A 22,552-nucleotide genomic window follows, 5' to 3' on the forward strand; every position below is an offset into this window, starting at 1 on the left:
CGCCCTGCCGACGCGTCACGCCCTGCCGACGCGTCACGCCCTGCCGACAGGCGCGTCCAGCCGGCGCGCACGTCCAGCCGACACCCGCGTCCAGCCGGCGCTCACGTCCAGCCGGCGCTCTGCAGTATGCGGATCGCGTCGACCCGGTTGCGGGCGCCCACTTTCCGGATCGCCGTGGCCATGTAGTTGCGGATGGTCCCCCGGGACAGATGCAGACAGGCCGCTATCTCGGCCATCGGCGCCCCCTGGGCCGCCAGGGACAGCACGCTCAGCTCGCGGTTGGTCAGGGGCATCTCCGCGCCTTCGAGCAGGGCCACGGTGAGCGTCCCGTCGAGGAAACGTTCCCCCTTGGCCACCGCGTGCACCGCCGTGATCAGCCGCTGCGGCGGGGCGTTCTTGTCGACCAGCCCGAGCGCGCCGGCGTCGAACGCCCTGCGCAGCACACCCGGCCGACTGGGCGTCGTCAGGACGACGGACCGCTCCCCGCACCACTCCCGGGACCGCGCGTCACATATCTCCTGTATTTCCTGCAGACACTCGCCGTCCACGACACACACGTCCGTCGGCAACGCGTCATGATCCGGCATGCCGACGCGGGGGGACGTGGACGAGACCTCCAGGGCGCCGTCGGATCTGAGCAGCTGCACCAGCGCCGACCGCAGCAGCTCCTCGTCGTGCACCACGAGAACCCGAACCATCTCCCCCACCCCTCGTCAGCGGCTGTCCGGCAGGACGCCGACCCGCGCCCCTCCCACGCCACCGGCCATGTGCCCTGATTTCTCCCGGCGGAACACAGCACCGGAGGGCGTGAAGGGTGCATCGGAGTCATTTTGCCGCCTCCGCGCTCCCGGGGAGGCGAAACGGTGACGCTCACGCGGGCGCGATCCGGCCAGTACGCCCACCGGTCCGAGGGCGGAACCGGCGGGTGCCCGGGCGGACGCCCGCCCGCCGCCGATGCCCCGGCTCCCTGGCCAGGGACCGGCGCACGACCACGGGCCCGCCGGAACCCGCCGGAACCCGCCGGACCGGACGCCGGGAGCAGCGGACCGGGGCCCGTTCGGGAACGGCCGGAAAGCGTCGCCGTCCCATCTGTCCGGAATCCGTCGGCCGGGCCGCCCGCCCGGCCGATGCGCTTCAGCCCCGGGCCGTCGGCCGAACTACTCTTCGACCGAGGACGAGGGTGCGAGCGGCCGGGACCCAAAGACGCCGGCGGGCCGCGCGGCCCGCCGAAGGGAGGTGTACGCCGTGGTCCGACCGCCGACCGCCGCGCAGCGGCGGGTCATCGACGCCGCCGATCCCGTCACGGGGCGGCTGGAGGGGACGCCGGCGCAGCTCGCGGCGCTGGTGCGGCAGGGGCTCGCCTTCCGGCACCCGCGCCCGCCGCACGCCCACTTCCTGACCCCGGCCGGCCATCGGGCACGGGAGTCCGCCCAGGAGGCCGGCGGCGCCGCGCCGCACGCCGCCGAGACGGCGCCCGCCGCCTCCGACGGTGTCTTCGCCGCGCGGGTCGGCGGTGAGGAGGAGGGGCCCGCCGGGCCGGAGCGGCTCCGGGAGGTGCGCGGTGCCTGGCAGGGGCTGCTGGAGCTGCGCCGGATGACCAACCCGGACGGCGCCACGGACCGGCCCTGCGGCTGGGAACGGACGCATCTGGTGCGGGCCGCCGCTCTCGCCCTGGAGGCGGCCGGGCACCGGCCGGCGGACGCGGAGGCCGACGGCTACCGGGTGCGGGCCACTCCGCAGCCCGAGGCGGTCGCCGTGTACGCGCCGGACACCGGGGCGCTGCGGGCGGCGGCGGACACCCTGGAGCGGGCCGGCTGGCAGGCCGGCGCGCACACCGAGCCACGGACCAGGGTCCGCTACCTGCTGGCGTCGCCACGCCGGGTGTGACGGGTGGTCACGACCGCCCGGTCGGACCGTCCACGAGGAAGGGCGGCGGCCGCGGGCCGGCCGTTCCCCGTTCCGGTGACCGTCCGCGGGTACGAGACGGATCCGCCGGGCCGCCTCGACCGGGCCGGGCACCTCGGCTGCGCGGAGCACGCCGGGCGGTCACCGCCTTGGGCCGCCGACAGCAGCCGAGCGGCGCCGCGGCGACCCTGCTCATCGGCGCGCCGGCCGGGCTGTGTCCGGCGGGGCGGCCGGGGCCGTACGCGCGGACCGGGCCCGCGGTCTTGGTCCTGCCCGCCGTACCGCGCGTACACCCTCGGCCGTACGCGCGGTACGGCATCCTCAAGTCCTCCTCCGAAACCGGCGCCGGCGCGCTTGGACCACCCCCGCCGGCGGGCACGTCCCCCCGTAACGGGGGTGATCGCATGAGAAGCGCCGACCGCGCCACGGGCATCCGGCTGGAGCCGTACCACGTCGCGCTGATGCGCGGCGGAGCACGCGCCGCCGTCACGGTCGCCGTGGTGGCCCTGCACCTGCGCGGCGCGGTGGCCGCCGGACGGCCGGGAACCCTGCGCCGGACGCTGGTCCCGGACGCGGCGCGGCACCCGCCGCACCGCAACGACCTGGAGCGCGCGGTGCGCGGCGGGCTCCACCGCCCGGCCGGGCTGGAGGAGTTGCGGGCGCGCTCGGTGGTGTGCGCGGCGGTGTCCCGGGCACGGAGGGAGCTCGTGGCGGCCGGGCTGCTGGGACCGCTGACCGGCCGTCCGACCCGTGCCGGCCGCAGGCGCCTGAGGAAGTTGCGCGCGGCCTTCCCGCTGCCCGCCGGTCCCGAAGGGTTCACGTACGACGAGATGGCGCTCGCCGTCGCCCTGTACGGGACCCGGCGCTCACGGCGCTGCTGCCGCGCTTCACCGAGCGCGCCCGGCTGACCGGACGGGGCGCCCACGCGGACGCGGGCCGCTTCCCGTTCGGCCGCACGGACCGGTTCCTGCGGTGGCGGGCCGACGATGACGAGGACGGGTCCGGTGCCGGCTCCGGTCACGACGGCGGTCACGGCGGCGGGGGCTTCGGCTGCGGTGGGGGCGGAGGCGGAGGCGGCGGCGACTGAGCCCGGCGAGGAGGCGGCCCGCCCGGGAGCGGACCGCCCTCCGCCGGGTCCGCGGGGGCTCAGGGCCTCAGCGGCCCGACGGCGGCCGGGGCGTGGCCGGGCCCGGTGGCCGTCTCCTCGGACTCCGTACGGCCGTGATGCCGTTCGCCGCCGGCACGGAAGGGTCGGTGACCCGCTCCGGGACCGCCTCCACGACGACCGGCACCCGGTGCTCCGCGCGGCTGCCTCGAGCACCGCGCGGAAGGGGTCGATCGCCGCTCCCGGCACACCGGACGCGGCGGTGACGTCCTCGCGCTCCAGGCTCCCGACCGCCGTGCGGACAACGGTCGTACGGGTCATCGAGTGCTCCCGCCGGCCGGGACCTGATCGGAACCACGCCCGTCGCGTCCGCGCCGAATCGCGTCCGCTCCGGACAACGTCCACGCCTCCGTATGACGGAATCCGTCCCTCGCATGCCGGAAGTCGGGTAAGCGGGTGGCCGGGGAGCGCGGAGGGAGGACGATGAGGGGCATGACCGAGAGCCTCACGGTGCGCTGCCCGGTCTGCCGACGCGCGCACCGCTACACGGCACCCGCGTATCCGTGCGCCTGCGGAGTGCCGGTCGCCCCCGCGCTGGACCCCGACGGAGCGGTGGCGGAGGTCCGCCACCGCGCCTGGGAGGAGGAGTGGATCGGGGTGCGCTGCGCCGCCTGCGGTGACGAGGGGCAGTGGCCCCGGCCGGAACTGGGCTGTCCCTGCGGCACGGTGCTGAGCCTGCCGGTGCACGCCCCCTTCGACTCGGTCACGGCCGTCGTGCGGTACCTGCGCACGCTCGGCCACCACGACCTGCACCGCGCCCGGCGCGGGCTCACGGCCGGCGTCGGGCTCGCCGGAGGCGGCGTCCTCGTCCAGGTCGACCCGACGGGCTCCCCCGCCACCGCGCGGGACGTGGAGTGCCTGTGGCTGACGGCCGTGTCCCGCTCGGCCCGGCGTGCCCTGCACTTCTCGCTGGCCGCGTACCCCGCCGACGTCCGGGCCCGCGCCGACCTGCTGCACGTCGCGCTGTTCGTCCTCGGCCCCGGCACCGGCCCCCGCCCGGCCAACGCCCCGGCGGCGGCCCTGGCCGCGACGGCCGCCGACGGCGCCGGATGAGGTGACGGGGCGGGAGCCGAGGACCGTCTGGGTGCCCGCGCGGGCCGGGTTGAGTACGCGTACTCAGGGCGCGGGGGCCCGCGGCGGCGAGAGTGGGGGCAGACCGAGCGACTGGAGAAGACGATGCGCCCGCCCCTCATGACCACCCCCTCGCGAACCGGACGGTTCCGCCTGCTCCTCGCCGCCCTCGCGGGCGGCGCCGCGGTCGTGGCCCTCACCGGATGTGCCGGCCTCGGGTACCAGGAGGACGTCTGCGGCGGTGGCGAGTACCCCGTTCTCTCCGTGGGCGGCACCGGCTCCGCCTGTGTGCCGGACGACGAGGAGCCGCCGGCGGGTTACGCGCGCTACCCGGAGGGCAAGGTGCCGCGGCAGGTCGACGACAAGTGGGATGTGTACTGGCGCACCCACACGCTGGACGGGAACGGCAGGGTGATCGACGCCCCCGACGCGGACTGACCCGGTTCGCGCCGGCGGGCGGCCACCGGATCCCGCCTGGGCGCGCGGGCGGGCCTGCGCGGCCCGCTCGCGAGATCCGCGACGCCCCCGGGGTCACCGCCGTACGGCGGCGGGTCCGCGCCTTCCGCCGTGGTGCCGGACGGGTCGCCGGGGCCGGGAAGGACGAGCGACCGCCCGCCGACGCCGTACGCTCCGACGGCCTCGGCCAGCACCGCCCACGCGCTGCCCACCGGGCGTCCGCTCCCTGCGCCGGCCGCCCTCCGACCGGCGCCGCGAGCGGACGTGAACGGACCGTGCGGGAACTCCGGCGCGGTGCCGGACGGGTCGCCGGGGCCGGGAAGGACGAGCGACCGCCCGCCGACGCCGTACGCTCCGACGGCCTCGGCCAGCACCGCCCGCGCACTGCCCGCCAGGCGTCCGCTCCCTGCGCCGGCCGCCCTCCGACCGGCGCCGCGAGCGGACGTGAACGGACCGTGCGGGAACTCCGGCGCGGTGCCACGCCCGGGTCCGGGTCCGGGCAGATGCGGGGCGCGGCACCGCGCGGCAGGCGCGGGCCGGCCCGCTCCCTTCGGTGGTGACCTCGTGTCAGCGGGACTTCGCCGCTACCGGAAGTCCTCCTCCCGGTACTCCGCCTTCGAGCCCGCGGCCGTGGCCTCGCGGAGTTCGATCCGGCGGATCTTGCCGGAGACGGTCTTGGGGAGGTCGGCGAACTCCAGGCGGCGCAGGCGCTTGTAGGGGGCCAGGGTCCGGCGGGAGTGTTCGAAGAGGACCTTCGCGGTGTCGGGGCCGGGCTGCCAGCCGGCCGCCAGGACGACGTACGCCTTCGGCACGGCGAGGCGGAGTTCGTCGGGGGCGGGGACGACGGCGGCCTCCGCGACCGCCTCGTGTTCCAGCAGCGCGCTCTCCAGCTCGAAGGGGCTGATCTTGTAGTCGCTGGCCTTGAAGACGTCGTCGGACCTGCCCACGTAGGTGAGGTATCCGTCGGCGTCGCGGGAGCCGATGTCACCGGTGCGGTAGTAGCCGTCCGCCATCGCCTCGGCCGTACGGTCCGGGTCGCCGTGGTAGCCGGCCATCAGGCCGACGGGACGGGTGGAGAGGTCGAGGGCGATCTCGCCCTCCGTCGCGCCCGGTTCCCCGGTGACCGGGTCGAGGAGTTCGACGCGGTAGCCGGGGCTGGGACGGCCCATCGAGCCGGTCTTGAGCAGTTGGCCCGGGCTGTTGGAGATCTGTACGGCCGTCTCGGTCTGGCCGAAGCCGTCGCGGACGGTCACGCCCCAGGCGCGGCGGACCTGTTCGATCACCTCGGGGTTGAGGGGCTCGCCGGCCGCCACGGCCTCCCGGGGCGGGGTGGCCAGGCGGGTCAGATCGGCCTGGACCAGCATGCGCCAGACGGTGGGCGGGGCGCAGAAGGTGGTGACGCCGGCGCGGTCCATCTCGGCCATCAGACGGGCCGCGTCGAAGCGGGTGTAGTTGTGGAGGAAGACCGTCGCCTCGGCGTTCCACGGGGCGAACAGGTTGGACCAGGCGTGCTTGGCCCAGCCGGGCGAGGAGATGTTCAGGTGCACGTCCCCGGGCTTCAGGCCGATCCAGTACATCGTCGCCAGGTGCCCGACGGGGTAGGAGACGTGGGTGTGCTCGACCAGCTTGGGGCGGGCGGTCGTGCCCGAGGTGAAGTAGAGCATCAGGGGGTCGTCGGCGCGGGTCGGCCCGTCGGGGACGAACGCCTCCGGGGCGGTGTCCACGTCCTCGTACGGCTGCCAGCCGTCCGGTGCTCCGCCGACCGCGACGCGCGTGTAACCGCCGGGCACGTCGGCGAACTTGGCGGTGTCCTCGGCGCGGGCGATCACATGGGCCACCCGGCCGCGCTCCACCCGGTCCCGCAGATCGGCGGGGCCGAGCAGGGGGGTGGCCGGGATGACGACCGCGCGGAGTTTCATCGCGGCCAGGGCCGTCTCCCACAGCTCGACCTGGTTGCCCAGCATGACCAGGACGCGGTCGCCCGGCGCGACTCCCCGCCGCCTCAGCCAGTTCGCGGCCCGGTCGGAACGGGCGGACATCTCGGCGAACGACCGCCGGGTTTCGGTCCCGTCCTCCTCCACGATGTGCAGCGCCGTACGGTCGTTGCCGTCCGCGATGACGTCGAACCAGTCCAGGGCCCAGTTGAAGTGTTCGGGGCGGGGCCACGCGAAGCCCGCGTGGGCGGTCGCGTAGTCCTCGCGGTGTTCCAGCAGGAAGTCGCGGGCCTCGCGGAAGCTCTCCGTCGCCGTCGTCATCGTGTCCTCCTCGGTGCCGGATCATCTCCGGGCGGCTCGCTGCCATCTTCGGGTCGTCCGCCCTGGTCGCACCAGTCCCGAACAGGGTGGACACCCACCCCGTAGCGTGCCGGAGCGGATGCCGCAGGGGTGTCCGGGGCGCACCGTCGCGTGCGTCCGCTCCGCCGCGGCCGTCCCCTCCTCTCACCGCGTCCGGCCTCCCACCGCGTCCGGCCTCCCACCACGTGCGGGTGGACGTGCCGGCCGCGCCCGGAGGCCGACGAGGCGGGTGACGGCGGCTTCGGCGGTCACCGGGGAGCGGCGCGGCAGGGGCCGACGGGAGTCGGCGGACGCGGGCGGCGCGGCCGAGCGCACGGGGCCGAGGACGGGAGCGGGTACCGCGGACGCCTGGGCGTCGCTACCGCGCACGGCAGCGCCGGTGGCGGACGGGTTCCGTCCGCGGTCACCCGTATCGCGCGCGGTTCCCTGCCGTGACGGAAACGGTGAGCACTTCCGCCTCCGCCGTCATCTACTCGCTCATGTGAGCGGGGAGGTGGCACTCTTCCGCCATGTGTTCGCGTTTCCGTCGGCCCGGTGCTTCCCCGGCCGGGGCGCGTGGCTCCCGGCCGGCCGGGCACCCGGGGGCACTGTGCACGGACCCCGCAGAATCCTGGTGACCGGGTGGTTCAGCTTCCTGCACGGGGAGGCGACCGCCGGTGACGTGCTGGCGCTGGAGCGGGTGGAGGCGGTGCTGCGGGAGGCGGGGGCGGCGTACGACGTCGTGTGGAGCCCCGGGTTCCGGGCGGACGGTACGCATTTCGAGGACGTCGATCCGGCCGCGTACACGCATCTGGTCTTCGTGTGCGGGCCCGCGCACGGGCCGCGGGTCGAGGAGGTGCACCGGCGGTTCGCGCACTGCGTGCGGATCGCCGTCGGTGTCTCGGTGGTGGATCCCGGCTCCGCGGCCGTCACCGGCTTCCACCGGATCCTGGCCCGCGACGCGCCCGGCACCGGGCCGACCACGGACCTCGCCGCCCGCGCTCCCGCTGTGGCCGCCCCGCCGGTCGTCGGGGTGATCCTCACGCACGGGCAGCGCGAGTACGGCGGCCGGCGGCGGCACGCCGAGGTCGCCGAGGCGGTGACGGGATGGCTGGGCGGCAAGGAGTGCGCGCGGCTGGAACTGGAGACCCGGCTCGACACCCAGGACTGGCGGCTGTGCGCGACCCCGGCCCAACTGGAGGCGGTCCTCGCCCGGCTGGACCTGGTCGTCACCGACCGGCTGCACGGACTGGTGCTGGCGCTGCGGGCCGGGGTGCCGGCGCTCGCGGTGGACCCGGTCGCGGGCGGCGCGAAGGTCACCGCACAGGCCCGCGCCTGCGGTTGGCCCGCACTGGTCGCGGCCGAGAAGCTGGAACCCGCAGAACCGGGGCCCGCGAAGCTGGGGACCGGAGAGCCGGGGACCGGGGAACTGGGGCCAGGAAAGCTGGGGACCGAGAAGCCGGAACCCGAGAAGCCGGAACCCGAGAAGCCGGAACCCGAGAAGCCGGGGACTGGAAAGCTGGGACCCGGAGAGCCGGAGCCCGGGGAGCTGGAACCCGCGAAGCCGGAGCCCGGAGAGCTGGGACCCGGAGAGCCGGAGCCCGGGGAGCTGGAACCCGCGAAGCCGGAGCCCGGAGAGCTGGAACCCGCGAAGCCGGGAACTGAGGAACTGGGGCCCGGAAAGCTGGAACCCGCGAAGCCAGGCCCCGCGAAGCCGGGGACCGGAAAGCTGGGACCCAAAAAGTCAGGAACCGAGAAGCCGGGAACCAGGGAGCTGGAGCGGTGGTGGGCTTGGTGCCTGAGCGACGACGGGCGGGAGACGGCCCGGCGGATTGGTACGGCGTTCCGGGCCGGCGCCGTGGCGGACGCCGCCGACGGGCTGGCCGAGGCGCTCGGAATCCGTTGGACGGGGGCCGACGGGGGCACTCGGCGAGCCGTCGGCCCGTCCCCGGCCCCGGCCCCGGCCCCGGAGGAGACACCGTGAACCCCGGCCGCCTCTCCGAGCACGAGCAGCGCGTCCTCGACGAGATCGAACGGGCGCTGCGTCGCGACCGCCGGCTGGAGCGGCGGCTGCGCACCTTCCGCCCGAGCCGTCGGTCCGGCCCGGCGCGACGGCCGGTCGGCCGGCCGCGCGCCCTGACGGTCCCGCTGCTGCTCGCCGTCTCCGTCGTCCTGATGGTGACCGGCATCATCACCTCCGAACCCGGGGTGATCTGGGCGTTCGCCGCCGTGTGGCCGTTCACGCTGTGCGCGGTGTTCCGGCTGTTGTGCCGCTGGACGGAAAGCTCCTGACCGGCGTCAGCCGATGTAGCTGCGGGCCGTCGACCGGCGCTGCTCCGGTTCCAGGGTGCGCAGCCGGGCCTCGACGTCCGGCGGCAGCACACGCCGTTCCCGCAGGACCCAGGGCAGGGCGGCGGTCGCCTCGGCGAAGGCGCGCAGCGAGGCGGTGTCGCGGGGGACCGTGCGCGCCAGGTGCCAGGTGCGGCGCAGGGCGTACCCGGCGGGGCGGCGCAGCCAGGTGAACCACAGCGTGTTGCGGATGCCGTGCGTACGCCGGAGCGTCGCGTCCCGTACCCGCGAGGGGTGGTGATGGACGGTCAGGTGGTCGGCGTAGGTCAGCCACCAGCCGGCCGCGGCGAGGTCGGCGGCGAGCAGTTCCTCCTCGCCGCCCAGCCACAGCCGGGGGTGGAAGCCGCCCGCCGCGCGGAACGCGTCGGCGCGCAGCACGGTCGCGGCGGCCAGGAACGAGCCGAGGGCGGGGCCGGGCAGCCAGGACGGGCCGGGGACGGGTGAGTCCCGCAGTTCCTCGACGATCGGGTCCTCCGTGCCGTCCGGTTCGACGACGATCCGGGCGGTGACCGCGCCGAGCGCGGGGTGCCGGTCGAGGAGGTCGGCCGCCCCGGCGAGCGATCCGGGCGCCCACCAGGAGTCGTCGTCGCAGAAGGCGACGTAGGGCGTCTGCACCTGGCGGACGGCGAGGTTACGGCCGACGGCGCCGAGGTTGCGGCCGGGCCGCAGCAGCCGCACCTCCGGGTGGTGGCGGGCGACGGCGGCGGCGGTGGAGTCGGTGGAGGCGTTGTCGGTGACGATGACCGGGGGTTTCTCCGGCAGGACGGCCAAGTGGCCGAGGGTGCGCAGGAGTTCGGGGCACCGGTTGTGGGTGATGACGACGACGGTGGTGCGGGGGTCGGTCATGGGGCCGCTCCTATTCCGTCCAGGCGGCGGGCGGCCCGTTCCACGTGCGGGGGCAGGGCCCTGCGGTCGCGGAGCGCGGCGGGCAGCCGGACGAGGGCCTCCCGCAGGGCGTGCCGGGCGTGCGGGTCGCGGCGGGCTTCGAGGGCGAGCGCACGGGTGCGGGCGAGGGCGTGCGGCAGGGGGCGGCGCAGCCAGGCGGTGAGGAGTTCGTTGCGGCGGGCGACGGACGGACGGTCGGCGCGCGGGTTCGGGTCGGGGTCGTGGTGGGCGGTCACCTCGGGGCAGTGGGTGACGCCCCAGCCGCGGGCGGCGAGGTCGTAGGCGAGGAGGGTCTCCTCGGCGCCGAAGAAGAGGAGGGGGTGGTAGCCGCCCGCGTCGAGGTAGGACTCACGGCGGACCACGCAGGCGCAGGCGAGGAAGCCCAGGACCTGGGTGCCGGGGAGGTCGGTGGCCGGGCCGAGGGGGGACGCGGCGAGGACGCCGTTGAGCGGGTCGGCGTACTCGGCCGGGCCCACCAGGGTGCGGGCGGCGAGCAGGCCGAGCCGGGGGTGTTCGTCGAAGAGGCGGGCGGCGGTGGCGAGCGAGCCGGGGGCCCACCAGGAGTCGTCGTCGCTGAACGCCACGTACGGGGTGTCCAGGGCGCGGACGCCGTGGGTGCGGGCGAGGGCGCCGCGGTTGACGGGCATGGACACCACTCTCACCCGCGGGAAGTCGCGGGTGAGCATGGCGCGGGTGTCGTCGGTGGAGGCGTTGTCGACGACGAGGATCTCGGGGCGTTCGGGGAGGTCGAGGAGGTGGCGCAGGGTGGTGGCGAGGCGTGCCGAGCGGTTGCGGGTGGCGATGACGACACCGACGGGGGCGTGCGGCTTCTGGTCGGCGCGGGTGTGTCCGGGGGTGGTGGTGGGGGCGTGGTTCATGGTGCCTCGCTCAGGGTGTCGACTGCGTGCAGGACGTCGTCGGCGGAGATGCGCAGCAGCGCGGGGTCGGGGGTGTCGCCGTGCGGGTCGCCGTCGTCGTCCGGGCCGGGGCGGTACAGGACCTGGTGACGGGGGTGCGGGGGCGGCCCCCAGCGGCTGGGCGGGACGGGGCCGAAGAGGGTGACGGAGGGGGCTGCGTGGGCGACGGCGAGGTGGGCGACGCCGGTGTCGCCGCTGATCACGGCGTGGGCGTCGGCGACGAGGGCGGAGAGCCGGTCGTAGGGCAGGCCGCCGCCGAAGACGTCGGTGTCGGGCAGGCCGGCGTCCTTGGCCAGCCGGGCCACGAGGTCGTTCTCGTCCGGTCCGCCGGTCACCACCACCCGCAGGCCGCGGGCGCGCAGTGTCCCGGCGACGGTCGCGTACCGCTCGGTCGGCCAGCAGCGGGAGGGGGCGCCGGCGCCGGGGTGCACGACCACCGCGCCGGGGGCCGGGGACGGCACCGGCGGGCGGGGCAGCAGCAGGTCGGCGGGGTCGGCGTCGATGCCGTACGCCTCGAGCAGGCGGCACCAGCGAGCGCGTTCGTGTTCCTCGGCGAACCAGGGCGGCCCGTCGGCCGCCGCGAACGCCAGGAGCCTGCGGGGGCGCAGGGCGGCCAGCGGGCGGTGGCTGGCCGGGCCGTTGCCGTGCAGGTCGACGGCGAGGTCGGGGGGCGGGCCGGTCCAGTCGAGGGCGCGGGGTACGGCGCGGCCGGGTGCGGCGGCGGGCAGCAGACGGTCGACGGCGCCGGTCGCGGTCACGACGGGGGCCAGTTCCGCGGGGGTGGCCAGCACCAGTTCGTGGCCGGGGTACGCCCGGCGCAGGGCGCGCAGCGCGGGAACCCCGGCGAGGAGATCACCGAGACCGAGGGCGCGCAGGACGAGGAGACGGGGCGCGTGGCCGTCGCCCGGCACGCCGGGCGTCCCGGCCCGCGCCCCGGCCACCGCCGGCCGGCCACCTGAACCGGCCCGGTCCCGGGCACCGGACCGGTCCCCGGACGACGAGGCCGCGGCACCACGCCCCGCCGGGTCCCGCCCGCCCCGCACGAGCACCGGAAGCGGCACCGTTCCCGAGCCGGACTGGGCCGCGGGAGGGAACCCCGACGGCCACACCGCCCCCGAACCGGCCCGATCCCCGGCACCGGGTCCCGAGGGCCGCACCGCTCCCGAACCGATCCGGGCCCCGTCATCGGACCCCGTCGGCCGTACCGCCCCCGAACCGATCCGGGCCCCGTCATCGGACCCCGTCGGCCGTACCGCTGTCCCGGTGGCGTCGGTGGCCCGGTGGCCGGTGGCCGGCGCCGGCGGGGCGGGGTGTCCGGCCCGGAAGGGGACCGTCACCGCACCCCCTCCGCCGCCCGGACCATCAGGGCCGTGGACGAGCGGCCGTCCAGGTAGGGCAGGAGCACCGCCTGGCCGCCCCACTCCTCCAGGAGCGCGGCCTCGGGGAGGTCCGCGCCGGCGTAGTCGCCGCCCTTGACCCAGACGTCGGGGCGCAGGTCTCCCAGGAGCCGTTCGGGGGTGTCCTCGTCGAAGACGGCGACGGCGTCCACGCAGGCCAGGGCGCGCAGGACGCGAATGCGGTCGGCGAGGGGGTTGACGGGCCGGCCCTCGCCCTTGCGGCGGCGGACGGAGGCGTCGGAGTTGACGCAGACCACCAGGCAGTCGCCGAGCCCGCGGGCGGCCTGGAGCAGGCCGACGTGCCCGGCGTGCAGCAGGTCGAAGCAGCCGCCCGCGGCGACGACGGTGCCGTGCTGGGCACGGATCCGCGCGGCCAGCGCGTGCGGGTCGTCGCGGTCGGGGGACGGCACGGCGCGCGGCCGGGAGTCGGCGCGCGGCAGCGCACCCGCGCCGCCCGCGGCGACGAACGCGCTCGCGGCGCCCACCGCGCCCTCCACGGCCTCACCGACCAGTGTCCCGTCGGCCAGGAGTCCGGCGGCCGTCGCGGCGAACCGGTCACCGGCGCCGCAGGAGTCGCCGGGGTGGGCGGCGGGCGCGGGAACGAGGAGGGGGTGGTCGCCGTAGGAGAGCAGGGCCCCGCGGGCGCCGAGGGTGACGGCGACGGCGGCCACCCGCCAGTCGCGGACCAGGTCGGCGGCGATGTGCGCGGCGGCGCGCAGGGTGCCGTCCGGCCGGGCGTCGCCGGGGGCGAAGCCGTGCGCCTCCTTCTCGGCGGGCGTCACCAGCCGGGTGCCGGGCACGGGAACGCCGCCGCGCGGGTGCGGGTCCCAGACCAGGGGCGGGTGGCCGGCGAGTTCCTCGCGCAGGGCGTCGGCGGCGCCGCGGCCGTAGTCGCAGACCAGTACGGCGGGCGCGGAGCGCAGGGCGGCGCGGGCCTCGTCGGTGGCGGCGCGGGCGCGTCCGCCGCCGCGGTCGAGGCGGACGACGGGGCTTCCCTGGGCCAGGACGCGGGTCTTCTCGGACAGGGTGCCGCCCAGCGGCAGCGGGACCAGGGTCAGCCAGGGTTCGAGGAGTTCCCGCAGTTCGCCGGAGGCCGGGTCGTCGCCCAGGCCGGTGATCAGGGTGACGTCGCGGCCGTCGCGGGCGGCGAGGTAGGCGGCGAGCGCGGCGCCGCCCGGCCGGACGCGTTCGGCGCACTCCGACACCACCGGCACGGGCGCGTCGGGGGCGAGCCGGTCGGCGGAGCCGGCCAGGTCGCGGTCGAGCAGCGCGTCCCCGACGACGACCAGCGGGGACCTGTCACTCATGGGTGCCTCCTCCCCGCGCGCCCCGGCCCCGCTCGCGCTGGTCCAAGGCGGCGTCGAAGGCCACGCAGATCATGTGGACGGCGACCAGGTGGAGTTCCTGGACGGTCGCCGACGTGGCCGCCTCCACGCACAGGGCCTCGTCGCTGCCCGCCATCAGCGGGTTGGGTTCGCAGCCGGTCAGCGCCCACACCCGCATGCCCGCCGCGCGGCCCGCGTCCGCGGCGGACAGCAGGTTGGCGCTGGCGCCGGAGGTGGACAGCAGCATCAGGACGTCGCCCTCGCGGCCGTGCGCGCGGACCTGGCGGGCGAAGACCTCGTCGACGCCGTAGTCGTTGGCGATGGCGGTGGTGGAGGAGGTGTCGGCGTGCAGGGCGATCGCGGAGAACGGCGGCCGGTCGTCGCGGTAGCGGCCGACGAGTTCGGCGGTCAGGTGCTGGGCCTGCGCGGCGCTGCCGCCGTTGCCGGCCGCGAGCAGCCGGCCGCCGCCGCAGAGGACGGTGGCGAGCTGTTCGCCCCAGCGCTGGGTGACGTGCGCGGAGGCGCGGAACGCGGCCAGCGCGTCCTTGAGTTCGTCGCAGTGCCCGACGACGGGCGGGTGCACGGTCATCACGCCACCTCCTGGGACAGTTCGTGGTCGGCGAGGGTCAGGCGGTAGACCTGTTCGGCGCCGTCGGCGACGCGCCGCCATGTGTAGTGCTTGAGGACGCGTTCGCGTCCGGCGGTGCCCAGGGCGCGGCGCAGCCGTTCGTCGGCGAGGAGGCCGCGGGCCGCGTCGGCGATCGCCCGGGGGCTGCCGGGTTCCACGAGCCGGCCGGTGACGCCGTCGGCGACGGAGTCGCGGTGGCCGCCGACGTCGGTGGCGACCACGGGCACGCCGCAGCCCATCGCCTCCAGCGGCACGATGCCGAACGGCTCGTAGTGCGGGGTGCACAGCACGAGGTCGGCGCTGCCGATCAGGGTCGGCATGTGCTCGGGGTCGACCGCGCCGAGCAGCCGTACCCGGTCGGCGACGCCGGCCCGGCGGGCGACGGCGGTCAGGCGCCGGGCCTCGGGGTCGGTGTCGACGTCGTCGGCGGGCGGGCCGCCGGCGACGAGCAGTTCGGTGTCGGGGATGTCGGCGAGGGCGCGGACGGCCAGGTCGTAGCCCTTGCGGGGGACGAGCCGTCCGCAGGCCAGCAGCCGGTGGCGGTGGCGGCGCGCGGGGGCGCGGCCGGTGTCGGCGCCGGGGCGGAAGTGGCGGGAGTCCACCCCGCACGGCACCACCGAGACCTGGCGCGGGGGCACGCCCATGTCGCCCAGTTCGACGACCTCGTCGGTGCAGGTGGCCAGGACCCGGGCGCAGGAGCGGCCGAGCTGCCGCTCGATGCCGACGCGTTGGTGCGGGCTGGTGTCCCTGAGGCCCTGGTGGCGCCGCTTGACGGTGCCCAGGGCGTGGAAGGTCTGCACGAAGGGGATGCCGTGCGGCTGTACGCCGATCTGGGCGGCGAGGCCCGACATCCAGAAGTGGGCGTGCACCACGTCGGGCCGCTCCCGGGTGAAGGCCCGGGCCAGGTGGGCGCCGAAGGCGGGCATGTACGGCAGCAGGTCGTCCTTGGGCAGGGGTTCGGCCGGCCCGGCGGGTACGTGTTCGACGACCGCGCCGCCGGGCAGCGGTACCCGGTCGGGCAGGTCGAGGCCGTCGCGGCGGGTGTACACCGTGACGTCGTGGCCGCGCCGGGCCAGTTCCTCGCTGAGCCGGGCCACGTAGACGTTCTGTCCCCCGGCGTCGACGCCGCCGAGCGCGGCGAGCGGGCTCGCGTGCTCGGACACCATGGCGATCCTCATCGGGTCACCTCCTTCAGCAGCCGCTCCCAGTCGTCCAGGAAGCGGGACAGCCCGTAGCGGGCGAGGGCCGCCGCCCGGGCCTTCTCGCCGGCCGCGCGGGCGTGCGCGGGGTCGGCGAGGAAGTCGCGTACGGCGTCGGTCAGTACGTCGAGGCGGTTGGAGACCACTCCGGCGCCGGGCGGGACCGCCTCGGTCACCTCGGTGGTGGCGAGGGCGACCACCGGCATGCCCAGGTGCATGGCCTCCAGGAGGGACAGGCCCAGGGAGGTCCAGCGGACGGGGTGGACGTAGAGGCGGCGGCGGGCGAGTTCGGTGTGCAGGTCGCTCTGCGGGACGTCCCGGGTGCGGCAGCGGTCGGGGTCGATGCCGAGGTGGGCGGCGAGTCCGTCCGTGCCCATGCCGAAGACGTCGAGGGGGGCGGCGCGGGCGAAGGCGGGCAGCAGGTCGGTGCCGGTGGTGCGGCCGCGCCGGATCGGCTCGTTGACGACGACGGCGGCCCGGTCCAGTTCGCCGGTCCAGCGGGGGCCGGGGTCGACGATGCCGTGTTCGATGACGGTGGTCTCGGTCGTTCCCGCGTCCCACATCAGCCGGTTGAAGTGGGTGACGTGGACGAGGGTGACGCCGGGCAGGCCGGCGGCGGGGTGGCGGGTGTCGGGCACCCCGGGGGAGCCGTGCGGGGCGTTGTGCTCCAGGTAGACCAGGGGCGGGCGGCGGCCCAGCCAGCGGTCGACCAGGCCGAGTTCGTGGGGGCGCTGGAGGACGACGAGGTCGATCTCCTCGTCGCGCAGCCTCTCCGGGGGGACCTCGATCACCGACCGCGGCCACTCCCAGGTGCGGGCGCGGCCGAGGCCGTCGGGGCCGCGGTCGGGGGTGACGGGGACGACGTAGGTGTGCGGGCCCCGCACGAAGGCGGTGGTCCACGATCCGTGCACGTGCCAGATGAGGATCCTCATGACGTCTCCCCCACGAGTTTCTCGACGGCGGCCACCACGTCCGTGGCGGTGACGGTGTTCAGGCAGGGATGGCCCGGTACGGGACACTGGCGGGCCCGGCTGCCGGCGCAGGGCGCGTCCTGGTCGCCGAGGAGGACGTGAGGCACCCCGTACGGCCGCCAGCGTTCGGCCGGGACGACCGGGGCGAACAGGGAGACGACGGGGGTGCCGACGGCGGCGGCGAGGTGGGCGGGGGCGGTGTTGCCGGTGACGACGGCGTCCGCGCCGGCGAGGACGCCGGAGAGTTCCGGGGCCTCGGTGCGGCCGCCGAGGTCGGTGCCGTGCTCCCCCGCCACGTGGGCGGTCAGCTCGCGTTCGCCGGGGCCGCCGGTGACCAGGACGCGGTGTCCGGCGGCGGCCAGTTCGCGTACGGCTTCGGCGGCGCGGCCGGGGCTCCAGGCGCGGGCGGGGACGCTGGCGCCGGGGTGCAGGACGACGTACCGGCCGGTCCCGGTCAGCCGCCGGGTGTCGGGCGGCTCGTGCACGCGCAGCCGGCCGTCGTCGGGGCGCGGGAAGCCGGCCGCCTCCGCCAGGTCGAGGGCGGCTTCGGCCTCGTGGGCGTGCGGGGCGCGCCGGTGGCGCACGTCGAGCAGGGAGCCGGGGTAGTCCACGCTGTCCGCGGCGAGGCGGCGGACGCCGGCCAGGCGCAGCACCAGCGCGGTGGGCAGCGGGGACTGGTGGAAGGAGGTCAGGATCAGGCCGGTGTCGGCGTCGATCCGGGCGGTGAGCGCGTCGATCCCGGCGCGGTCCACGGGGGGCGGCTGGAACCCGCCCCAGGGCGCGTCCCACACCAGCACCTCGTCCACGCCGGGCAGCAGCCGCGCGGCGGGGGCGCCGCGGGGGCCGCACAGCAGGGTGACGTGGTCGGCGCGGGCGGCGACGGCCCGGACGGCGGGCCCGGCCAGCAGCACGTCGCCGAAGCTGTCCAGCCGCGTGACGATCGCCCTCATCGCGGCCTCCCGGGGGTGTCGCCGGCGGCCGGGGCCCGCCGGGTCGCCGTGTCCGCCGGGGCGGCCGGGCCGCCGAGGGCGCAGGCGTTCGCGACGGGGCGTTCGTCGGCCAGGACCCGGCCCCTGGGCGGGCCGTCGAGCAGCGCCCGTACGGCGGTCAGCAGATCCGGCGCCACATGGGCGGCGGCGGCCGTCTCCTCGGGGCGGGTCGCCTCGTTCGGGACGAGGACGCCGTGGGCGCCGGCCCGGCGCGCGGCCTCGACGTCGGCGCCGATGTCGCCGATGACGACGGTGGCGGCGGGGGCGGCGCGGATCCGGCCGGCCGCCCACAGGACCATCCCCGGCCGCGGCTTGCGGCAGTGGCAGCCGTCGTCGGGGCCGTGCGGGCAGACCGCCCACACGTCGAAGGGGCCGAGCAGGTCGTCGATCCGGCGGTTGACGCGGCGTACGTCGGCGTCGGTGAGCAGGCCGCGCGCGACGCCGGACTGGTTGGTGACGACGCCGGTGCGGACGCCGTGCGCGCGCAGCAGCTCCAGGGCCTCGCGGGCACCGTCGACCGGGCGCACCCGCTCGGGGTCGCCGTTGTAGGGGACGTCGTGCACCAGGGTGCCGTCGCGGTCGAACAGGACGGCCTCGACGGCGGTGGCGTCCGGCCCGGCGGCGGTCTCGCCGGTCCTCATGCGGCCACCTCCCGCCAGGCGGGGGCGCACCGGTGCCGCAGCTCTCCGCCGATCCGGTGCCAGGTGGCGGCCGGCGGGATGAGCGCGCTGGTCACGAGCATGGTCGTCACCTCGTCGCGGGTGCGCGGGCCGGGCGCCAGACGGGCCCAGGCGAACTCGGCGGTGCCGGCGGCCCAGCCGAGTCCGGCGACGGCGGCGGCCCGGGGGCGTCCGGCGGCGGCGAGGACGAGGGCGGCGGCGCCGGCCGCCGTGACGGCCATGTGGCGGCGGATCCGGCCCCGGGGCGCGACCGCCTTGTCCCACCAGTCGGGGCCGTGCAGGCGCCGCATCAGCGCGTCGTCGGCGTTGCCGCGCTGCTGTCTCAGGGACACCCAGCGCGAGGCGGGCCGCACCGGGTGCCGGGTGGTGCGCCGGCCCTGCCGGATGCGCCAGCCGCAGTCGAGGACGCGCAGCGCGAGGTCGGCGTCCTCGCGGAAGGCGCGGGTGAAGCGTTCGTCGAAGCCGCCGACCTCCCTGAGCACTTCGGTGCGGTAGGCCATGTCGGCGGTGATCCAGCGGGCGGTGGCGAGGCCGGCGGTGCCGCGCTCCCAGTCGGTGGGGCGGCGTTCGCCGGGCAGCGGCACGGCGATGACGCCCTGGACGGCGCCGGTGTCGGGGGCGGCCCCGGCGAGGTCCTGGACGAGCTGGTCGCACCAGTGGGGGCCGACCTGGACGTCGTCGTCGAGGAACGCGGTCCACTCGGTGGTGACGGCGCGCAGGCCGGTGTTGCGGGCGGCGGCCGGTCCGCGTCCGCCGCCGCGCAGCACGACGGCGCGCTCGCGCAGTTCGCCGAGGACGGCCAGCGGGTGTTCCAGCGCGCCGGGCTCGGCGTCGGCGTCCGGCGCGGGCCGGTCGTCGACGAGGACGATCCGGTCCGGCTTCGGTCCGGTCGCGGCGGCCAGCGCGGCCAGGCAGTCGGCCAGCGTCGCCCGGACGAGGGTGGGGACCACCACGGAGTAGCCGGGCGAGCGGCTCTCGGAGTGCCCGGTCATGCGAAGGCCCTCCCCCGGCGGACGGCGAACGGTCCGATGGCGAGGAGGTCCACCGGCGCGGAGCCGAAGCACTCCAGGGCGTCGCGCGGGTCGTCGACCATGGGCCGGCCGGCGGTGTTGAGGCTGGTGTTGACGACGACCGGCAGTCCCGTGCGCCGTTCGAAGGCGCGCAGCACCCGTGCGACGAGCGGCTCGCGGCGCTCCTCGACGGTCTGGATGCGGGCGGTGCCGTCGACGTGGACGACGGCCGGGACACGGTCCCGCCAGGCGGCGGCGACGTCGTGCACGAAGAGCATGTACGGGCTGGGCAGCGGCCCGCCGGAGAAGATCTCGGCGGCGCGGTCGGCGAGCACCATGGGGGCGACGGGGCGGAACTCCTCGCGGCCCTTGACGGCGTTGAGGCGCTCCAGGTTCTCCGCGCGGCCCGGGTGGGCCATCAGGGAGCGGTGTCCGAGGGCGCGCGGCCCGTACTCGCTACGGCCCTGGAACCAGGCGACGACGCCGTCTCGGGCCAGTTCCTCGGCGACCGTCTCGGCGATGTCGCCGGGTTCCTCGTAGGGGACCGCGGCCGTCTCCAGCCAGGCGCGGATCTCGGCGTCGCTCCAGCCGCGGCCGAGGTCGGCGCCGGGCATCGGCTGGGGGGCGGTGCCCTCCTGGGCGGCGGCGACGTGCAGGGCGCCGCCCAGGGCGGTCCCGGCGTCGCCGGCCGCGGGCTGCACCCAGACGTGCCGGTAGGGACCGCCGCGGGCGATCCTCGTGTTGGCGACGCAGTTGAGGGCGACGCCGCCGGCCAGGGTGAGGCAGTCCCCGCCGGCCTCGCGGTGCAGCCAGTGGACGAGGTCGAGGAGGGTCTCCTCCAGGACGGCCTGGGCGCTGGCGGCGAGGTCGGCGTGGACCTGGGTCCACTCCTGGCCTGCGGGGCGGGCCGGGGCGAGGGCGGCCCAGTCGACGCCGTGGGCGCGGAAGCCGCCGTCGCCGGTGGCGTGGACGTGCTCGCGGATCCGGTCGGCGAAGCGGGGCCTGCCGTAGGAGGCGAGGGCCATGACCTTGAACTCGTCGCTGCTGCGCAGGAAGCCGAGGTGCTCGGTGAGTTCCTCGTAGACGAGGCCGAGCGAGTGCGGCAGGGCCTGGGCGGCGAGGACGTCGAGCTTGCCGTCGCGGTAGCGGCCGGCCAGGTGGGAGGCGCACTCGCCGCGTCCGTCGAGGACGAGGACGTCGTTGTCGGGGTACGGGGAGGCCGGTCCGGCGGAGGCGGCGTGCGCGACGTGGTGCGGGACGAAGACGACCCGGTCGGGGTCGAGTCCGGGCAGCGCGTCGGCGAGGAACCGCGGGGCGCGGCGGGCGTACTCCAGGCGCAGCGGGTCCCAGGGGTCGTCCAGGCCCATGTCCCGGGCGGGCCGGGCGAGCCCGGAGTCGAAGGAGTACGCGACGGCGTCCAGTTCCCCGGGGCGGACACCGGCGTGTTCCAGGCACCAGCGGGCCGACAGCTCCGGCATCTCCCAGGCGGAGAACGGCACCGGCCGCTTGCCGTGCTTGCGCCGGCTGAAGCGCTCCTCCTCGGCCGCCGCGACGGTCCGGCCGTCCACGACGAGGGCGGCGGCGGGATCGTGGAACAGGGCGTTGATACCGAGGATGCGCATGGGATGTGCTCCGTCCTGTGTCGCTTCCGGGTCGCGGGTGCCGCGGGACAGCTGTCTCAAACACTTGAAAACAGCTCATCTCCGGAAAGAAAGGACAAAAGCACCCTGTGTAGTCGTCCGCCCCAGGGGTTCAGGCCGCGACGGCGTGCGTGAACCAGCCGATGGTGCGCTCCAGGCCCTCGTTCCAGTCGGTGCGGGGCCGCCAGCCGAGCCGTTCACGGGCCAGCGTGGTGTCGGGGCGGCGGCGCCCGGGGTCGTCGACGGGGCGTTCGACGAAGCGGATGCGGGAGCGGGAGCCGGTGAGATCGACGACGCGGCGGGCCAGCTCCAGCATGGTGATCTCCTCGCCGCCGCCGATGTTCACCGGCCCGGTCTCCCGGGAGGCGGCGAGGGCGAGGACCCCGTCGACGGTGTCGTCGACGTAGCACAGGGAGCGGGTCTGGCCGCCGTCGCCGGCGACGGTGAGCGGTACGCCGTCCAGGGCCTGGGCGATGAAGGTGGGCACGGCGCGGCCGTCGCCGGTGCGCATCCGGGGGCCGTAGGTGTTGAAGATGCGGACGATGGCGGTGTCGGTGCCGTGCACCCGGCGGTGGGCGGTGGTGAGGGCCTCGGCGAACCGCTTGGACTCGTCGTAGACGCTGCGCGGGCCGACCGGGTTGACGTTGCCCCAGTAGCTCTCGCGCTGGGGGTGCTCCAGCGGGTCGCCGTAGACCTCGGAGGTGGAGGCGAGCAGGAAGCGGGCGCCGTCGGCACGGGCCCGCTCCAGGGCGTTGCGCGTGCCGTTGCTGCCCACGTCGAGGGTCTCCAGCGGGAGGCGGAGGTAGTCGGCCGGGGAGGCGGGGCAGGCGAAGTGCAGGACCAGGTCGAACCGGCCGGGCAGGCCGCGCAGGGCGGCGGGGTCGGTGGCGTCGGCGTGGACGAAGCGGAAGCCCCGCCCGCGCTCCAGCGCGGCCACGTTGCTCCGGGCGCCGGTGGCCAGGTTGTCCAGGCAGACGACCTCGGCGCCGGCGGCGAGCAGCCGGCCGCACAGGTGGGATCCCACGAATCCGGCGCCGCCGGTGACCAGCGCCCGGCGCCAGGTCCGGCCGCCGCCGAGGCTCTCGCTCACGAGGCTCTCGCTCACGGGGCTCTCCTCACTCTCGTGTTCACTTGCGTGTCGGCGGGTAACCGGTGACGGCCCCCCGTACCCCGAACTCGCATTCGAGGCGGGTGCCGCGGCCGGCCGCGGGGAGGAGACCCGGCGGCGGATTCCCTACGATCGTGACGTGGCCACCTTCTTGCTCGAACGCACGGCACCGCTCCCGCTGGACGAGACCTGGCGCCGGCTCACCGAGTGGCACCGGCACGGCGACGCGATACCGCTGACCCGGATCACCGTCACCACCGCCCCGCCCACCGGCCCCGGCACCCGCTTCGTCGCCCGCACGGGCCTGGGGCCGTTCACCGTCGACGACCCGATGGAGGTGACCGTCTGGGAACCGCCGCGCAACGGCACACCGGGCCGGTGCCGCCTGGAGAAGCGGGGCCGGGTGGTGCGGGGCTGGGCGGAGCTGGAGGTCCGCCCCGGCCCCGGCGGCCGCACCCGGGTCCGCTGGCACGAGGAGCTGACCGTCCGCCCGCTGCCGCCGGCGCTCGACGCGGCCCTGGAGCGCTTCGGCCGGTACGTCTTCGGACGGGCGGTCAACCGGCTCCTCAGACGGCCCTGACACG

Annotated in this window: 20 protein-coding genes and 1 pseudogene; 7 read left to right on the forward strand and 14 right to left on the reverse strand. The window is 76.6% G+C overall.

Going from position 1 to position 22,552, the window contains the following annotated elements:
- Positions 1-101: 101 nt before the first annotated feature.
- Positions 102-698, reverse strand: coding sequence for a LuxR C-terminal-related transcriptional regulator (locus tag ACY1JF_RS19485; RefSeq protein WP_462706427.1), 597 nt, complete (start codon positions 696-698; stop codon positions 102-104).
- A 547-nt stretch (positions 699-1,245) separates the two neighbouring features.
- Here ACY1JF_RS19485 and ACY1JF_RS19490 point away from each other — a divergent pair.
- From ACY1JF_RS19490 to ACY1JF_RS19505, 4 genes are all read left to right on the forward strand, one after another.
- Positions 1,246-1,887, forward strand: a complete 642-nt coding sequence (locus ACY1JF_RS19490; RefSeq protein ID WP_462706428.1) for a hypothetical protein — start codon at positions 1,246-1,248, stop codon at positions 1,885-1,887.
- A 422-nt stretch (positions 1,888-2,309) separates the two neighbouring features.
- Positions 2,310-2,813: a TIGR04222 domain-containing membrane protein gene (locus ACY1JF_RS19495; RefSeq protein WP_462706429.1), complete on the forward strand. Its 504-nt coding sequence runs from the start codon at positions 2,310-2,312 to the stop codon at positions 2,811-2,813.
- 689 nt (positions 2,814-3,502) lie between these two features.
- Positions 3,503-4,123 carry a hypothetical protein gene (locus tag ACY1JF_RS19500; RefSeq protein ID WP_462706430.1) on the forward strand — a complete coding sequence of 207 codons (621 nt, stop codon included), beginning with the start codon at positions 3,503-3,505 and terminating at the stop codon, positions 4,121-4,123.
- A gap of 138 nt (positions 4,124-4,261) precedes the next feature.
- Positions 4,262-4,579, forward strand: coding sequence for an SCO0607 family lipoprotein (locus tag ACY1JF_RS19505; RefSeq protein WP_462706431.1), 318 nt, complete (start codon positions 4,262-4,264; stop codon positions 4,577-4,579).
- A 602-nt stretch (positions 4,580-5,181) separates the two neighbouring features.
- On the opposite strand, the gene ACY1JF_RS19510 is transcribed toward ACY1JF_RS19505, so the two are convergent.
- On the reverse strand, positions 5,182-6,852 hold the full coding sequence (locus ACY1JF_RS19510) for an AMP-binding protein (RefSeq protein WP_462706432.1): 1,671 nt from the start codon (positions 6,850-6,852) through the stop codon (positions 5,182-5,184).
- Positions 6,853-7,504: 652 nt separating this feature from the next.
- Here ACY1JF_RS19510 and ACY1JF_RS19515 point away from each other — a divergent pair.
- Positions 7,505-8,245: pseudogene (locus tag ACY1JF_RS19515) on the forward strand (polysaccharide pyruvyl transferase family protein); the annotation flags it as partial.
- Positions 8,246-8,850: 605 nt separating this feature from the next.
- Positions 8,851-9,162 carry a DUF3040 domain-containing protein gene (locus ACY1JF_RS19520; RefSeq protein ID WP_462706433.1) on the forward strand — a complete coding sequence of 104 codons (312 nt, stop codon included), beginning with the start codon at positions 8,851-8,853 and terminating at the stop codon, positions 9,160-9,162.
- Between the two features lie 6 nt (positions 9,163-9,168).
- Here the strand turns inward: ACY1JF_RS19520 and ACY1JF_RS19525 are convergent, their stop codons facing one another.
- The 12 genes from ACY1JF_RS19525 to ACY1JF_RS19580 all read right to left on the reverse strand — a co-directional run bounded on the left by ACY1JF_RS19525 (position 9,169) and on the right by ACY1JF_RS19580 (position 21,965).
- Positions 9,169-10,065: a glycosyltransferase family 2 protein gene (locus ACY1JF_RS19525; protein ID WP_462706434.1), complete on the reverse strand. Its 897-nt coding sequence runs from the start codon at positions 10,063-10,065 to the stop codon at positions 9,169-9,171.
- Positions 10,062-10,982: a glycosyltransferase family 2 protein gene (locus ACY1JF_RS19530; protein ID WP_462706435.1), complete on the reverse strand. Its 921-nt coding sequence runs from the start codon at positions 10,980-10,982 to the stop codon at positions 10,062-10,064. Before ACY1JF_RS19530 ends, ACY1JF_RS19525 begins: the two co-directional genes overlap by 4 nt.
- On the reverse strand, positions 10,979-11,962 hold the full coding sequence (locus tag ACY1JF_RS19535) for a glycosyltransferase family 9 protein (protein WP_462706436.1): 984 nt from the start codon (positions 11,960-11,962) through the stop codon (positions 10,979-10,981). Before ACY1JF_RS19535 ends, ACY1JF_RS19530 begins: the two co-directional genes overlap by 4 nt.
- A 392-nt stretch (positions 11,963-12,354) precedes the next feature.
- Positions 12,355-13,725, reverse strand: a complete 1,371-nt coding sequence (gene rfaE2 / locus ACY1JF_RS19540) for a D-glycero-beta-D-manno-heptose 1-phosphate adenylyltransferase (protein ID WP_462706437.1) — start codon at positions 13,723-13,725, stop codon at positions 12,355-12,357.
- Positions 13,718-14,332 (reverse strand): D-sedoheptulose-7-phosphate isomerase, encoded by a 615-nt coding sequence (locus ACY1JF_RS19545; protein WP_462706438.1) that lies wholly within the window; start codon positions 14,330-14,332, stop codon positions 13,718-13,720. The genes rfaE2 and ACY1JF_RS19545 overlap by 8 nt, the downstream gene beginning before the upstream one ends.
- Positions 14,332-15,549 (reverse strand): glycosyltransferase, encoded by a 1,218-nt coding sequence (locus ACY1JF_RS19550; RefSeq protein WP_462706439.1) that lies wholly within the window; start codon positions 15,547-15,549, stop codon positions 14,332-14,334. The genes ACY1JF_RS19545 and ACY1JF_RS19550 overlap by 1 nt, the downstream gene beginning before the upstream one ends.
- Positions 15,546-16,502 (reverse strand): glycosyltransferase, encoded by a 957-nt coding sequence (locus tag ACY1JF_RS19555; RefSeq protein WP_462706440.1) that lies wholly within the window; start codon positions 16,500-16,502, stop codon positions 15,546-15,548. The genes ACY1JF_RS19550 and ACY1JF_RS19555 overlap by 4 nt, the downstream gene beginning before the upstream one ends.
- Positions 16,499-17,491, reverse strand: a complete 993-nt coding sequence (locus ACY1JF_RS19560) for a glycosyltransferase family 9 protein (RefSeq protein WP_462706441.1) — start codon at positions 17,489-17,491, stop codon at positions 16,499-16,501. Before ACY1JF_RS19560 ends, ACY1JF_RS19555 begins: the two co-directional genes overlap by 4 nt.
- Complete coding sequence (locus ACY1JF_RS19565) at positions 17,488-18,171, reverse strand: D-glycero-alpha-D-manno-heptose-1,7-bisphosphate 7-phosphatase (RefSeq protein ID WP_462706442.1); 684 nt, start codon at positions 18,169-18,171, stop codon at positions 17,488-17,490. Before ACY1JF_RS19565 ends, ACY1JF_RS19560 begins: the two co-directional genes overlap by 4 nt.
- The gene (locus ACY1JF_RS19570) at positions 18,168-19,202 is read right to left on the reverse strand and encodes a glycosyltransferase family 2 protein (RefSeq protein ID WP_462706443.1); all 1,035 of its coding nucleotides are present in this window, start codon (positions 19,200-19,202) and stop codon (positions 18,168-18,170) included. Before ACY1JF_RS19570 ends, ACY1JF_RS19565 begins: the two co-directional genes overlap by 4 nt.
- Entirely contained in the window at positions 19,199-20,842 is a 1,644-nt protein-coding gene (locus ACY1JF_RS19575; RefSeq protein ID WP_462706444.1) for a carbamoyltransferase family protein, read from the reverse strand. Before ACY1JF_RS19575 ends, ACY1JF_RS19570 begins: the two co-directional genes overlap by 4 nt.
- A 130-nt stretch (positions 20,843-20,972) precedes the next feature.
- Positions 20,973-21,965, reverse strand: a complete 993-nt coding sequence (locus ACY1JF_RS19580; protein WP_462706445.1) for a UDP-glucuronic acid decarboxylase family protein — start codon at positions 21,963-21,965, stop codon at positions 20,973-20,975.
- 142 nt (positions 21,966-22,107) lie between these two features.
- Here ACY1JF_RS19580 and ACY1JF_RS19585 point away from each other — a divergent pair, with 142 nt between their 5' ends.
- Positions 22,108-22,548, forward strand: a complete 441-nt coding sequence (locus tag ACY1JF_RS19585) for an SRPBCC family protein (RefSeq protein WP_462706446.1) — start codon at positions 22,108-22,110, stop codon at positions 22,546-22,548.
- The last annotated feature ends 4 nt before the right edge of the window (positions 22,549-22,552 follow it).

Source organism: Streptomyces sp. SYSU D01066-1, from assembly GCF_054956795.1.